At 67.9% G+C, this 13499-nt stretch carries 12 protein-coding genes; 5 read left to right on the top strand and 7 right to left on the bottom strand.

All coding sequences use genetic code 11. The annotated features are described in order from the left end of the window. Positions 1-11 precede the first annotated feature (11 nt). A complete protein-coding gene (locus tag DB459_RS09625; RefSeq protein WP_253712628.1) occupies positions 12-1028 on the top strand; it encodes a DUF3592 domain-containing protein in 1017 nt (338 codons plus the stop codon). A 54-nt stretch (positions 1029-1082) separates the two neighbouring features. Here DB459_RS09625 and DB459_RS09620 read toward each other — a convergent pair whose 3' ends face one another. After that, on the bottom strand, positions 1083-2807 hold the full coding sequence (locus tag DB459_RS09620; protein WP_253712627.1) for a methyl-accepting chemotaxis protein: 1725 nt from the start codon (positions 2805-2807) through the stop codon (positions 1083-1085). Between the two features lie 104 nt (positions 2808-2911). Continuing rightward, positions 2912-3673 (bottom strand): helix-turn-helix transcriptional regulator, encoded by a 762-nt coding sequence (locus DB459_RS09615; RefSeq protein ID WP_253712626.1) that lies wholly within the window; start codon positions 3671-3673, stop codon positions 2912-2914. A 177-nt stretch (positions 3674-3850) separates the two neighbouring features. On the opposite strand from DB459_RS09615, the gene DB459_RS09610 reads away from it, so the two are divergent. From DB459_RS09610 to DB459_RS09600, 3 genes are all read left to right on the top strand, one after another. Then, positions 3851-6082, top strand: a complete 2232-nt coding sequence (locus tag DB459_RS09610; RefSeq protein ID WP_253712625.1) for a marine proteobacterial sortase target protein — start codon at positions 3851-3853, stop codon at positions 6080-6082. Positions 6083-6086: 4 nt separating this feature from the next. Next, a complete protein-coding gene (locus tag DB459_RS09605) occupies positions 6087-6716 on the top strand; it encodes a class GN sortase (RefSeq protein WP_253712624.1) in 630 nt (209 codons plus the stop codon). 112 nt (positions 6717-6828) lie between these two features. Beyond that, positions 6829-7206: a rhodanese-like domain-containing protein gene (locus tag DB459_RS09600; RefSeq protein WP_253712623.1), complete on the top strand. Its 378-nt coding sequence runs from the start codon at positions 6829-6831 to the stop codon at positions 7204-7206. Between the two features lie 70 nt (positions 7207-7276). On the opposite strand, the gene DB459_RS09595 is transcribed toward DB459_RS09600, so the two are convergent. From DB459_RS09595 to ftsY, 3 genes are all read right to left on the bottom strand, one after another. After that, positions 7277-8527: an aminopeptidase gene (locus DB459_RS09595; protein ID WP_253712622.1), complete on the bottom strand. Its 1251-nt coding sequence runs from the start codon at positions 8525-8527 to the stop codon at positions 7277-7279. A gap of 81 nt (positions 8528-8608) precedes the next feature. Further along, entirely contained in the window at positions 8609-9232 is a 624-nt protein-coding gene (locus DB459_RS09590; protein WP_253712621.1) for a septation protein A, read from the bottom strand. Positions 9233-9280: 48 nt separating this feature from the next. Next, on the bottom strand, positions 9281-10225 hold the full coding sequence (gene ftsY / locus DB459_RS09585; RefSeq protein ID WP_253712620.1) for a signal recognition particle-docking protein FtsY: 945 nt from the start codon (positions 10223-10225) through the stop codon (positions 9281-9283). A 99-nt stretch (positions 10226-10324) separates the two neighbouring features. On the opposite strand from ftsY, the gene DB459_RS09580 reads away from it, so the two are divergent. Then, complete coding sequence (locus DB459_RS09580; RefSeq protein WP_253712619.1) at positions 10325-11041, top strand: RluA family pseudouridine synthase; 717 nt, start codon at positions 10325-10327, stop codon at positions 11039-11041. A gap of 80 nt (positions 11042-11121) precedes the next feature. Here DB459_RS09580 and mtaB read toward each other — a convergent pair whose 3' ends face one another. Both mtaB and dapF read right to left on the bottom strand, forming a co-directional pair. Further along, on the bottom strand, positions 11122-12390 hold the full coding sequence (gene mtaB / locus DB459_RS09575) for a tRNA (N(6)-L-threonylcarbamoyladenosine(37)-C(2))-methylthiotransferase MtaB (RefSeq protein WP_253712618.1): 1269 nt from the start codon (positions 12388-12390) through the stop codon (positions 11122-11124). 61 nt (positions 12391-12451) lie between these two features. Then, on the bottom strand, positions 12452-13312 hold the full coding sequence (gene dapF / locus DB459_RS09570) for a diaminopimelate epimerase (RefSeq protein ID WP_253712617.1): 861 nt from the start codon (positions 13310-13312) through the stop codon (positions 12452-12454). Positions 13313-13499 lie beyond the last annotated feature (187 nt).

Below are 13499 nucleotides of genomic sequence, written 5' to 3'. Positions count from 1 at the left end.
AGGCACCGCGTATGCTCGACGCCAGCCAACTGCTCTGGACCCGTGTCGGCGCCGCCGTCTGCCTGCTGCTCGCCGCCGGCTTCCTCCATAACTTCCTGCGCCGGCGCGGAACCGCGCAGGCCGCAAAGGGCTGGAGCCGTGTCGAAGGCGAAATCATCGCCTCGGGAGTCGACCTGCCGTCGACCCACACCTCCGACGACGCGACCGACGACGCCGCCGCCGCCGTGATCCGCTATCGCTATCACGCCAGCGGCACTCTCCACGAGTGCGACCGGATCGGCTTCGGCGGCCCCGCCCTGACGACGCCCATGCTCGCGGCCAAGCACGCGGCACGCTATCCGATCGGCGCCAAGGTCGACGTCTATGTCGACCCGCGCGATCCAGCCCGCGCCGTGCTGGAGGCAGGCCACGGCGGCAATGTCGCCGCGCTGGCGGTGTTCGCCCTCAGCTTCGCTGCGATCGCCGCCATCCTCGTCGCCCACGCCATCGCCGGCCACGTGCTCTATACCGCCAAGGGCGTGCCGCTGTTCGCGTTCGGCCTGCCACTAGCCTGTCTTGCGGTTGCAAGCGCAAGCGTCGTCTCGTTCTTTGGCGACCGCCGGCGCTCACGCGCCAGCGCCGCCTGGCCCAATGTCCCCGGCCGCATCACGCGCTGCGCGGTGGTCGAAGAAGACATCGAGGAGCGGCCCGACGATGGCGAACAGGCCGCCGCGCCGCGTCGGGTCCGCCGCTACCATGTCGATCTGCGCTATGCCTATCACGTCGGCGGACGCGACCTCACCGGCACCGCCATCGGCTTTGGCTGGACGCCGGTGTTCGGCCGCCGCGCCGATGCCGAAGCCGCCGCGGCGCGCTATCAAGAAGGCCAGCTGGTCAGCGTGCATTACGATCCCGCCGAGCCGTCTGCAGCGGTGCTCGAAGCTGGCGGCAGCCAGGCTGCCCTGGCGCCGCTCGTGTTCGCACTGATCTTCGCCGCCGGCGGCGCCGGCATGCTGGCCTTCTTCGTCAAGGTCGGCTTTACGTCCTGATCGGGACCATACCGTGCAACAGGGCGCCGTGCCGCCCGCGCCAGACGCCCTCGATCAGGCCGCACGCATGCTGGCGAGAAACTCCTCGACCTCGGCCTTCAGGCGCGCGCTCTCGCTCGTCAGCTCCTTCGCCGCCGCCAGCATCTCATTCGAGCTCGTCTGCGTCTCCCCGGCCCGCGCGGCGACGCCGCCGACCTCGTCGGCCACCGTCACCGTATCGCTGGAGGCGGCATTGACTGCGTCGGCGATGCTGTGGCTGGCCGCGCCCTGCTGCTCCACCGCGGCCGAGATCGAATTGGCAATGCCGCTGAGACGTCCGATAGTGGCGCCGATGGTGCCGATGGCCGCAACCGATTCGCCGGTGGCGCGCTGCATATTGACGATGTGGGCGCTGATTTCGTCGGTGGCGCGTGCGGTCTGGCCGGCGAGATTCTTCACTTCCTGCGCCACCACGGCGAAGCCGCGGCCGGCATCGCCGGCTCGCGCCGCCTCGATGGTGGCGTTGAGCGCCAACAGATTGGTCTGCTCGGCGATCGAGGTGATCAGCTTGACGACTTCGCCGATCCGGCTGCCGGCGCCGGCGAGCTCGGTCATGCGCTCGCCGGTGACGCCCGCCTGGCTGACCGCCTCGGCGGTGATGCCGCTGGATTCGCGAGCCCGACGATTGATCTCGGCGATGGAGCCGGACAGCTCGCTGGAGGCGCTGGCCGCGGCGCGGACATGATCGGATGCGCGGCGCGAGGCCTCGGCCGAACGCAGCGCGATGTCGGCGGTTGCCCGCGCGGTGCCGGAGAGCTGGACCGCGACTTCTTCGAAACGACTGGCCGAGCCGAGAACCCGCTCGATGATGCCGCCGACCCGGGCGCGGAAGTTGTCGACGAAACGGTTCATCTCCGCCTTGCGCGCCGCCATGGTGCACTGCTCGGTTTCGACGCGCTCCTGCTCGAGCCGATGGCGTTCGATCCGCGCCGCGCGGAAGACTTCCAGGGTGCGGGCGACGGCGCCGATCTCGTCGGCGCGGTCGACATGCCCGATCTCGACATCGGTGCGGCCCTCCGCGAGACGCGTCAGCGACTGAGTCACCGCCCTGAGAGGCCGCGTGACGCGGCGCACCAGCAACAGCGTCAGGCCGAGCACGAGCAGCACGGCGAAGACGGCGGCGATGGCCATGGCCGTCAGCGCCTGGCCGAGCATGGCATCGAGATCGGCGGTCGGCACCCCGACATAGATGATGCCGATGACCTGGTCCGCGGGATTCATCACCGGCTGATAGGCAGTGAAGAAGCGATGACCGAACAGCACCGCCGGACCGAGATAGGCCCCGCCGGCGCGTAGCCTCGCCTGGGCGGGATGATCGGGCGCGAGCGCGGTGCCGACGGCACGCGCGCCATCCTCCTTCTTCACATTGGTGGTGCGGCGGACGAACTGCTTCGCGGCCTGGTCGGCGACAAAGATCGTGGCGGTGCCGCCGACATAGGACACCGCGCGGTCGACCAGCTCGTGGCTTTTGAACTCCGGCATGCGCGGGATTTCGATCCGCTCCACCACGCCGTCATGCATCCGGATCCTGGCCTCCGGAAAAGCTTCGCCGAAGGCCAGCGTCAGGGTCCGCAGGTTGACCGCGATGTCGTGCTCGGCCCTCGCGGCGAAATCCCTCTCCAGCGACCAGTAGCCGGCGCCGATCACCAGGGCGGTATTGAGCACGATCAGCAGCGTCGCGCCGATCACCGCCTTGGGGCCCAAGGTGAGGCCGAATTTCCGCGAGCGAGAGAGCGCCATGCCGCCGTCTTACGAATGATTTGCAGAGGTAGCATCGTAAGCGGCGGGTTTAAGCAAATGGTAAACTTCGCCAAATTTTTCCATCTGGTGGCACGAGTCGGCGCCTATCCGCCAGCGAACAGGGCGAAGGGCTCGTCGAGGGTACGGCGGAGATGCCGCTGATAGAGCTCGTATGATCCCTCCCCCGGCTGAACCCGACCGAACCCGGGCGCCGGAACGGTTGCGACCGGCAGGAAAGCGATCGGTGCGGCGATCGGCGTCAGCAGCGAGCCTCGGCCGGCGAGCAGCGTGGTGATGATGCCGTACATCTCGCCGCTGATGGTCGGCCGCGACACCGTGATCAGCCGGTGCTGTCCGTTGCGGTTGGTGACGAGATAGACGTGGCCCGACTGGTTCGGCACCGCAACTTCCCCGAGCTGGGTGAAGGCGGCATCCAGCCGCTCACTCTCGCGGAACGCGAGGCAAGAGGCCGCAGCGTCCCAGGCGATCTCGGTGCGATAGGCGTAGATCGCGTCCTTGCCGCCGCCGAAGGACGGCCGCAGCGTGACGTAATTGCCCTCGATCCAGGCCACCGCGCGGCGCGAATAGGCCCCGAGAGCATCGGGCGCGATATCGCCCCCGTTCATCGGGGCTGCGTTCTGGCGCAACTCCCGCAGCGCGAGTCCGAGCGCCTGCTCAAGGCGCACCGTGGTGGCGAGGGTGAAGGGGCGCTGTCCGCCCAGCGCCTTTTCCAGAGTCGAGAGGCTGATGCGCGCCTCTTCGGCAAGCCGCTGGCGGGAGATGCGGCGCCGCGCCAGTTCCTCGCGAATCATCTCGGCGATGGCGCGGCTCTGCCCCGCCGAAAGCTGTTTGTCGGGCGCCGCCATGGCCTTGAGCGATCTCCGGTGGATTCGCGGAAATTGTAGCACCCGCACGTTTGCTCACAAACCCGCACAGCCCAGCCGCGCGGCGGGCGAACAATCCAGATCGTTACGCTCACCGCCAAGGCGGGGCGAGCCGACAATGGCGTGACCGATCGCCACCACAAAAGGGACCTTCACGCCATGACTGCCACCGCGACCGCCGCGATCCATCCCCTCACCGTGCTCCCAGGCTGGCGGCGCGCCTGGAATGTGCCGAAACTGCGGCGCGTAATCGGCGCGCTCATCGCCGGCCTCTGCACCGTCATGCTCGCACCGGCGGCGGGGCACTGCGCCGAAGGCCCGGTACCGATCGCCATGAAGCCCGGCGAGGTGCGCTCCGGCTCGCTGCTCCTCAGGCACGGCGAGAGTTATGCGGACGCGCCGCGGCTCGGCATCGATGTCGACCTCACGGTGTCCGGACCAACCATCCGCGCCCGCATCACGCAAGTTTTTCGCAATCCGGGTCCGGATTGGGCGGAGGCCGTCTACGCCTTTCCGCTGCCCGAAGGGGCCGCGGTCGACACCCTCAAGCTGATCGTCGGCGATCGCGTCATTCTCGGCGACATCAAGGAGCGAAAGGCGGCACGCCGGATCTATGACGATGCGAAGCGCAACGGCCGCACAGCTGCGCTGACCGAGCAGCAGCGGCCCAATCTCTTCACCAACGAAGTGGCCAATATCGCCCCGGGCGAGACCGTGCTGGTGCAGATCGAATATCAGGAGCCGGTGCGCCAGGCCGCCGACGGCTTTTCGCTGCGTGTGCCGCTGATCATCGGCCCGCGCTACAATCCGCAGCCGCTGGTCCAGAGCGCCGCTCTGCGCCCCGGCGGGGGCTGGGGCGACACGGTGACCGACCCGGTGCCGGATCGCGACCGCATCTCGCCGCCGGTGCTTGATCCCGCCGAACACGAACCGGTCAATCCGACGCGAATTTCGGTGAAGCTGCAGGCCGGCTTTCCGCTGGGCGAGGTCAGGAGTGCGCACCATGCGGTCAGCATGAGCGCTCCCGATGAGACCACGCGCATCATCACCCTTGCTGACGGCACCGTCCCCGCTGACCGCGACTTCGAGCTGACCTGGACGCAGGCCGCCGGCAAGATGCCGTCCGTCGGGCTGTTCCGCGAGCATGTCGGCGACGCCGACTATCTCCTCGCCACCGTGATACCGCCGGCGCTGAAGGAGGTCGGCGAGACGCGCATCCCGCGCGAAGTCATCTTTGTCATCGACAATTCCGGATCGATGGGCGGCACCTCGATCATCCAGGCCAAGGCCAGCCTGCTCTACGCTCTCGGCCGGCTGCGCGACGGTGACCGCTTCAACATCATTCGTTTCGATAACACCATGGACATGCTGTTTGCGGACCCCGTTGCCGCCGATGCCGCGCATCTCGACCGCGCCCGGGCCTTTGTCGAGGCTCTGCAGGCCAATGGCGGCACCGAGATGGTGCCGGCAATGCGCACCGCGCTCAGCGACCGCCGCTCCGACGACGTCGCCATGCTGCGGCAGGTGGTCTTCCTCACCGACGGCGCGATCGGCAACGAGCAGCAGCTGTTCGATACCATCGCCGCACTGCGCGGCCGCTCCCGCATCTTCATGATCGGCATCGGCTCGGCGCCGAACACCTATCTGATGACACGCGCGGCCGAACTCGGCCGCGGCGCCTTCACGCTGATCGGCTCGGTCGATCAGGTGGAGGAGCGCATGCGCTCGTTGTTCGCCAAGCTGGAAAATCCGATGGTCACCGGCCTTGCCGCGAAGTTCTCCGAGAGCGGTGCCGACCTCACTCCGGCGACGTTGCCGGACGTCTATCGCGGCGAGCCGCTGGTGATGGCGGCGCGGCTGGGACGCCTTGCCGGATCGGTGACCATCAACGGCCGGATCGGCGACCGGCCCTGGAGCGTCACGCTGCCGCTCGATCGCGCGGCCGAGGGCAAAGGATTGTCGAAAGTGTGGGCGCGGCGCAAGATCGCCGATGCCGAAGTCGCCCGCACACTTCGCCAGATGACGCCCGAGGACGCGGACAAGGCAATCCTCGCTCTTGCCCTGCAGCACCAGCTCGTCACCCGCCTCACCAGCCTCGTCGCTGTTGACGCCACGCCGCGCCGGCCCGATGGCGTGCCGCTCAAGGTCAGCGAGCTGCCGATCAATCTTCCGGCCGGCTGGGACTATGCCAAGCTGTTCGGCGAACGGCCATCGCAGCTTTCGCCGCCGCGCGAGCGCCGCGCCGAAGCGGACCTCGCGCCGGCACAGGCGCAAGCCATGGTGACGCTGCCGAAGACCGCGACCAATGCCGACCTCGCCATGATCGCCGGCGCCGTGCTGACGCTGCTCGGCCTCGTCACGTTCGCCTGCCGTCGACGCTTCGCCGCGTGACGTCATGGCCAACAGCGTCGTCGACGACAGCACAACCGATCGCGGGCGACGCCGCCGTGTCGTCGTCCGCGGCGCCGCGGCGGCTCTGGTCGCCGCCGGGCTGGCGCTCACCGGCCACGGGCTGTTGATCCACGCCAAGGCGGCGCTGGCCCAGGCGCTGCTGTCGCGCGCCTTTGCCGCGACCCTCGCGCACGGTGAACCGGTCAGGCCATGGCCATGGGCCGACACCTGGCCGGTGGCCCGCCTGAGCGTGCCCCGGCTGCGGGCCGAGGCCATCGTGCTTGCCGGCAGCCACGGCCAGGCGCTCGCCTTCGGACCGGGGCAGCTCGAAGGCACGCCGCCGGCAGGCGAACGCGGCGTGACGGTCTTCGCCGCCCATCGCGATACCCATTTCGACTTCCTGAAGAAGATCACGCCCGGCGATACGATCATCGTCACGCGCAGCGATGGCCGGACGATCCGCTATCGCGCCGGGGTCGGCGCGGTGGTGCGCTTCGACGCGGCCGGTATCGATCCGCTCGCTGCCGGATCGCATCTCGTGCTCGCGACCTGCTGGCCCTTCGATGCGGTGACGCCCGGGCCGCTGCGCTTTCTGTTGTGGGCGACGCCGACCGGCCATGACGGCGCAGAATGAGCCGGTTTCCCCCAGTCCCGCCGATCGAGCCCGACCTTCACCGGAAAACCGGGTGCCCGCTTTTCCGGTTCATGCTCTAATGCGGATGCGTCAGATGCAGGAGGGAACACCGATGAAGACTGTCCAGGCCATGATCGCCGAAGCCGACGCCCAGGTGCCCCGGATCAGCCCACAAGAGGCCAAGAGCCTGGTTGGGCGCCCCGACGTGGTGTTTCTCGACGTGCGCGAGCCAGCCGAGGTGGCGGCCTCCGGGAAGGTTCCCGGCGCGGTCGCAGTGCCGCGCGGCCTCGTGGAATTCCGTGCCGACCCGAACTCGCCACTGCACGACGCCGCCTTCGACCGCGCCAAGACCGTCGTGACCTATTGCGCCTCCGGCGGCCGCTCCGCCCTGGTCGGCAAGACGCTCAAGGAGATGGGTTACGGCAATGTCTACAACCTCGGCGGCTTCAAGGGCTGGCTCGATGCCGGCGGCGAAGCGGAGAAGGGGTGACAGGCTGATTGCAGCCGCAACCGCGCGACGACAACCAGGAGCGCCGCGCAGACGCCGCCGAGAAGCCGCCTTACGCCCACTCGCCCTTGCGCATCAGGGGCTCGACGCCGCCATCGGCGCGGACGCCGTCGACGTCGATCTCGCCCGAGCCGATCATCCAGTCGATGTGGATCAGGCTGGTGTTCGCGCCCTTCTCCGTGAGTTGTTGCGGCGTCAGTGAGCCACCGTCACGGATGCATTTGCTGTAGGCCTGGCCGAGCGCGATATGGCTCGCAGCGTTCTCGTCGAACAGCGTGTTGAAGAACAGGATGCCACTGTGGGAGATCGGCGAGGAATGCGGCACCAGCGCCACCTCGCCGAGACGCCGCGCCCCCTCGTCGGTCGACAGCACCTTGTTGAGGACCTCGATGCCGCGCTTCGCACTGGCATCGACGATCTTGCCCTCGGCGAAACGGACCGCAATGTCCTCGATCAGCGTGCCCTGGTAGGACAGCGGCTTGGTGCTGCGCACGGTACCGTCCACATGCAACCGGTGCGGTGTGGTGAAGACCTCCTCGGTCGGGATATTGGCGTTGCAGATCACGCCGTTCCTGGCGAGCGAGGCGCCGCCCTCCCACCAGTGATCGTCGGCGAGGCCGACGGTGAGATCGGTGCCCGGCCCGCGGAAGCGCAGCGCGGCATAGCGCTTGTCGTTGAGGAAGTCGGTGCGCGCCTTGAGCGCCGCATTGTGCCGATGCCAGCCGGCGATGGGGTCGTCACCGTCGACCCGCGAGGCCTTGAACAGCGCGTCCCACAACTTGGCCTGGGCGACCTCGGGCGGATCGTTGGGGAAGACCGCCTTGGCCCAGGCCGGCGTCGCATAGGAGACAATGCTCCAGTTGATGTTGAAATTGACGATGGCCTCGAGCGCCGGTTTGTAGGCCGCCGACCGGGCGCGATTGGCGCGCGCCACCTTCTCGGCATCCTGGCCTGAGAGCAGCGACGGATCCTCGCCGGAGATCGCGAGCCGCGCCGCGCCCTTGTTGAAGGCCGCCGCCATCGCGTCATAGAGCCAGCCGCTGGCGCGATCGAAAGTGGCATCATCGGCATAGCGGAAGCGCGACAATGTCGCCTCGTCGTCGCCATAGAGCGTGGTGACCAGCGAGGCGCCTTCCTTGTAGGCGTGTGCCGTGATCCGCCGCACCAGCGGCAGCGCCTCGATCGGCGCGGTCATCACCACCTCCTGGCCGCGCTGCAGCCTCAGGCCCACCTTGACGGCGATTTCGGCGAGGCGGTCGAGCCGGGTCTCGTGACTGAGGGCGGCGGGCGCTTTGGCATCCATGGGTTCGGCTTCTCGGTGGGGGTGGAACTGGCGTTGAAACGAATCTGGGGACCGCGCCCGCGCCGGTCAAGTGTTGCCGCTTCAAGCGTTCCCGATATCGCCGCGCTCACTGTCCGACATGTCGGCGGTGTTCGGCTCGAGATGGTAGCGCTTGATCAGCGGCATTTGCGCCATGGCGAAGATCATGGTCAGCGGAATCACTCCGAAGGCCTTGAAGCCGACCCAGAAATCGGTGCTCTGGGTGCGCCAGATCGCTTCGTTGAGCAACGCCATGAAGACGAAGAACAGCGCCCAGCGTAACGTCAGCTGCCGCCAGCCGACCGGCGTCAGGTTGAACATCTGATCGAACAGGACGGCGATGAAGGAGCGGTTGAAGAAAAGCCCGCCGCCGAGGATCGCGCCGAACAGCCCGTAGATGATGGTCGGCTTGATCTTGATGAAGGTCTCGTCGTGCAGCACCAGGGTGAGGGTGCCGAACACCAGCACGATGATGCCCGAAACGATCGCCATGATCGGCACATGCCGGGTCACCACATAGGACACCGCCATGGCCGCGACCACCGCGACCATGAATGCCGCGGTGGCGATGAACAAATTACCTTTGGCATTGGCAATGAAGAACACCACCAGAGGACCGAGTTCGGTGGCGAGCTTGAACAGCGGATGCGGGACTTTGCGGTCGCTGACGGATGAGAATGTCTTCATCTTTTGTCCGGGTTGATGGCGGTTCACGGGATGGGCCGCCCACGGCCCTCACTCGATCCCCGCGATGGCGCGGGCGAAATCACCGGCGGTGAAGGGAGCGAGATCGTCGATGCTTTCGCCGACACCGACGAAATGAACCGGCAGGCGATACTTCTCGGCGAGCGCCACCAGAATGCCGCCACGCGCGGTGCCGTCCAGCTTCGTCATGACGAGGCCGGTGACGCCAGCGGTCTTGCCGAAGGCGTCGACCTGCGACAGCGCGTTCTGGCCGACAGTGGCGTCGAGCACCAGAAGCACCGCATGGGGCGCCGAGGCGTCGAGCTTGCGCAGCACGCGCACCACCTTCTCCAGTTCGGTCATCAGCTCGGCCTTGTTCTGCAGCCGGCCGGCGGTATCGATCAGCAGCACGTCGCGGCCTTCTGCCGTCGCAGTGCTGAGCGCATCGAAGGCGAGGCCGGCGGCGTCGGAACCCTGGCTGCGCGCCACCACCGGCGCCCTGGTGCGCTCGCCCCAGACCTTGAGCTGCTCGATCGCCGCGGCACGGAAGGTATCGCCGGCGGCAAGCATGACGCTGCGGCCTTCGGCGGTGAATTTCGCCGCCAGCTTGCCGATGGTGGTGGTCTTGCCGGAGCCGTTGACGCCAACCATGAGGATGACGAAGGGCTTCTTGGCCGCGTCGATTTCGAGCGGCCGCGCCACCGGCGCCAGCACTTTCTCGACTTCCTCGGCGACCACCGCCTTGACTTCGTCGGCCGAGATCGACTTGTCGTAGCGACCGTGACCGACGGCCGAGGCGATCCGCGCCGCCACCTCGGTGCCCAGATCGGCGCGCAACAGCACGTCCTCGATGTCCTCGACCATGGCGCGGTCGAGCTTGCGCTTGGTGACGAGATCCGCCACCGCCGAGCCAAGCGAGGCCGAGGTACGCTTGAGCCCGCTGGACAGGCGTCGCCACCAGCTCTGTTTGGGTTGTTCCGCGGCGCTGTCGCTCATAAGAAGATCGCAGGTTCCGGCCGATCGCGGTCGGGAGGGGTCCCGCCGCCGGCCCTGTGTTAACGGGTCCGGCCGGGAAACGAAAGTCACCATTCGCTCATGGATACGCCGCAACCGACCGCCGACGAGATGCTCGCCCGTGTCCTGCACCGCGACGGCCTGATGCTGGTCATCGACAAGCCGGCCGGCATTCCGGTGCATCGCGGGCCGAAGGGCGGTCCCAATCTGGAAGCCTCCTTCGACGCCTTGCGTTTCGGCCTGCCGCGGCCGCCGGCGCTGGCGCATCGGCTCGACCGCGACACCTCCGGCTGCCTCGTGCTCGGTCGCCATTGCAAGGCGACGGCAACCCTTGGACTGCTTTTCAAGCACAGCAAGGTCGACAAGACCTATTGGGCGGTGGTCGAAGGCGGCCCGGCGGAGGACAGCGGCGAGATCAACCTGCCGCTTGCCCCGCGCAGCGCCGACCGCGGCTGGTGGCAGAAGGTCGATCCGGCAGGACTGCCGTCGCTGTCACGCTGGCGCGTGCTCGGCCGCGGCCACGGCGCAGCGGGCGAACCGCTGGCCTGGCTCGCACTCGAGCCGGTCACCGGCCGCACCCACCAGTTGCGGGTCCATTGCGCCGCCATGGGCTGGCCGATCGTCGGCGACAACATCTATGGCAACGGCCCGCGCTTCGGCGAGCCTTCGCTGCATCTGCATGCGCGCGAGATCGTCGTGCCGCTGTCGAAGAACAAGCCGCCGGTGTGCGTCACCGCGCCGGTGCCGCCGCATCTGCAGGAACGGCTGAAGGCCTGCGGATGGACCGGGCAAGCGTGAAGATTGCGCCGCGTCCCTCGCCGCGCGCAAGCGGCGAGAGGTCGGAGCGCGTCAGCGCTCCGGATGAGGGGCGCCAACAACTAGAGGATGCAAGTTTCGTTCGCCACCAGCCGCGCGCCGTCCTGACCGACGATGGTGACGTTGCGCACCTCGCCCGGCGTGCCGCCATGGAGTGCCACGGGGAGAAAATGCTCAGTGCGGCCCTGACGCGCATTCTCGACCAGCACCGCCCGCGTGGCGCCGACTTCGGCGAGCAGCCGGTGCTGCAGGCTTCGCTCGCCGACTGCGCGCAGCCGCGCGGCGCGCTCGCGAATGACATCGCTCTTGACCTGCGGCATGCGGGCCGCCGGCGTGCCCGGCCGCGGCGAATAGGGGAAAACGTGCAGCAGCGACAAGCCGCAATCGTCGACGAGAGCGAGACTGCGCCGGAACATCGCCTCGGTTTCGGTCGGAAAGCCGGCGATCAGATCGGCGCCGAGCACGATATCCGGTCGCAGCCGGCGCAATTGGGCACAGAAGGTCACAGCGTCGGCGCGGGAATGCCGGCGCTTCATCCGTTTGAGTACGAGATCATCGCCCGCCTGCAGCGACAGATGCAGATGCGGCATCAACCGTGACTCGGTAGCGACCAGGTCGATGAGATCGTGATCGGCCTCGATCGAATCGATCGACGACAGACGCAGCCGCGACAATTCTGGAACGTGGCGCAAGATCTGGCGAGCCAGGGCGCCGAGCCGCGGCGCACCCGGCAGATCGGCGCCGTAACTCGTCAGGTCGACGCCCGTCAGCACGATTTCGGCATGCCCCGTTGCGACCAGCGCGCGCACCTGATCGACCACGGCCCCCATCGGCATCGAACGCGATGGGCCGCGGCCATAGGGAATGATGCAGAACGTGCAGCGGTGATCGCAGCCGTTCTGCACCTGGACGAAAGCGCGCGGCTGCCGGCTGGCGGTGACGAGGTGAGGCACCATCCCGCGCACCGCCATGATATCGGAGACGGCGATCTTGGGCTGAGGCGCCACTGCGGCGAAAGCCTCTCGGGTGGCCCGCCAGGCATTGCCGGCGACCTTGTCGGCGTTGCCGAGCACGCGGTCGACCTCGGCCATGGCGGCGAATTCGGCGCCTTGCGTCTGCGCCGCGCAGCCGGTGACGACGATGCGGGCGTCCGGCCGCTCACGGCGCAGCCGGCGGATACGCTGACGGGCCTGCGCCACCGCCTCGCCGGTCACCGCGCAGGTGTTGACGACGATGGTCTCGCCGAGCCCCTCGGCTTCGGCCGCCTGCTTGATGATCTCCGCCTCGACGGCGTTGAGGCGGCAGCCGAAGGTGATGACTTCAACGGTCATGGCCCTGCTGTCCGCTGGCGTCGCTCCGTCATCCTGGCGTGGCGACGTGTCGTGTCGCCCATCACAGACCGGCGAACAGCGCCGGATCGAAACGGCCTTCGAATTCGAGCTCGGCCGGGCCGGTCATCAGCACATGGTCGTCGCCGTCGCGCCATTCGATCGCCAGATCGCCGCCCGGCAAGGTTACGTTCACCTTGCGGTTGGTGCGGCGCAGCCGCGCCGCCGCCACCGCGGTGGCGCAGGCGGCGGAGCCGCAGGCCCGCGTCAGCCCGACGCCGCGCTCCCAGGTGCGCATGGTGATGTGATCGCGATCGACGATATGGGCCAGAGTGATGTTGGCGCGCTCGGGAAAAATCGGATGGTTCTCGAGCAGCGGGCCGAAGCGGCCGAGGTCGTAGGCGTTGACGTCGTCGACCCAGAAGATCGCATGGGGATTGCCCATGCTCACCACTGACGGGGTGTGCAGCACCGGCGCATCGATCGGTCCGATCTGAAGTTCGATCGCACGGGTGTCGCGGAATTCCTCGGCGAGCGGGATGTCCTGCCAGCCGAACTTCGGCGCGCCCATATCCACCGTATAGAGACCGTCTTCGGGCTGCCAGCAATCGAGCAGGCCGGCCCTGGTCTCGAAGGTCAGCGCGCGCTTGCCGCTTGATTCGAACACCCGCCGCGCCACGCAGCGCATGCCATTGCCGCAGGCCGCGGCCTCCGACCCGTCATTGTTGTAGATACGGATGAAAGCCTCGGTGCCCGGCACCTGGGGTTGCTGCAACACCATCAGCTGGTCATAGGGCAGCGGCCCGGCCACGGCCCGCGCCTCCGCCGGCGTGACGACGCCTGCGCCGTCGCGCAGATCGACGACGACGATCTCGTTGCCGATCCCGTTCATCTTGGCATAGGCGTGGTTGGCGAGTGCGCTCATCGGCAGTCCCGAAGATCCTGTCCCGGAAGTTGTGACGAAGCTGCCCGTTTTTCGGTCAGGCCGGCATCCGTTGCGGCCTTATATGGCCAATCGCTGCGAATTGGCCAGAGCGGCATGCGCCGGCATGTTGCCGCCATGATGGAGTGAGATGTCTCCCCTTGAGCCAATGCGGGGACTGCGTGATAGG

It is taken from the genome of Bradyrhizobium sp. WD16, from assembly GCF_024181725.1.
GTDB lineage: Bacteria > Pseudomonadota > Alphaproteobacteria > Rhizobiales > Xanthobacteraceae > Bradyrhizobium_A.
The sequence above is the reverse complement of the archived record's forward strand: the minus strand, read 5'-3'. Positions and strand labels throughout refer to the sequence as shown.

What these genes read in the sequence shown, in the direction of transcription:
- DB459_RS09595 (WP_253712622.1), bottom strand. Translation starts at nt 8,527, where the DNA reads ATGGATGCCAAAGCGCCCGCCGCCCTCAGTCACGAGACCCGGCTCGAC.
- ftsY (WP_253712620.1), bottom strand. Translation starts at nt 10,225, where the DNA reads ATGAGCGACAGCGCCGCGGAACAACCCAAACAGAGCTGGTGGCGACGC.
- DB459_RS09610 (WP_253712625.1), top strand. Translation starts at nt 3,851, where the DNA reads ATGACTGCCACCGCGACCGCCGCGATCCATCCCCTCACCGTGCTCCCA.
- dapF (WP_253712617.1), bottom strand. Translation starts at nt 13,312, where the DNA reads ATGAGCGCACTCGCCAACCACGCCTATGCCAAGATGAACGGGATCGGC.
- DB459_RS09605 (WP_253712624.1), top strand. Translation starts at nt 6,087, where the DNA reads ATGGCCAACAGCGTCGTCGACGACAGCACAACCGATCGCGGGCGACGC.
- DB459_RS09625 (WP_253712628.1), top strand. Translation starts at nt 12, where the DNA reads ATGCTCGACGCCAGCCAACTGCTCTGGACCCGTGTCGGCGCCGCCGTC.
- DB459_RS09620 (WP_253712627.1), bottom strand. Translation starts at nt 2,807, where the DNA reads ATGGCGCTCTCTCGCTCGCGGAAATTCGGCCTCACCTTGGGCCCCAAG.
- DB459_RS09590 (WP_253712621.1), bottom strand. Translation starts at nt 9,232, where the DNA reads ATGAAGACATTCTCATCCGTCAGCGACCGCAAAGTCCCGCATCCGCTG.
- DB459_RS09580 (WP_253712619.1), top strand. Translation starts at nt 10,325, where the DNA reads ATGGATACGCCGCAACCGACCGCCGACGAGATGCTCGCCCGTGTCCTG.
- DB459_RS09615 (WP_253712626.1), bottom strand. Translation starts at nt 3,673, where the DNA reads ATGGCGGCGCCCGACAAACAGCTTTCGGCGGGGCAGAGCCGCGCCATC.
- mtaB (WP_253712618.1), bottom strand. Translation starts at nt 12,390, where the DNA reads ATGACCGTTGAAGTCATCACCTTCGGCTGCCGCCTCAACGCCGTCGAG.
- DB459_RS09600 (WP_253712623.1), top strand. Translation starts at nt 6,829, where the DNA reads ATGAAGACTGTCCAGGCCATGATCGCCGAAGCCGACGCCCAGGTGCCC.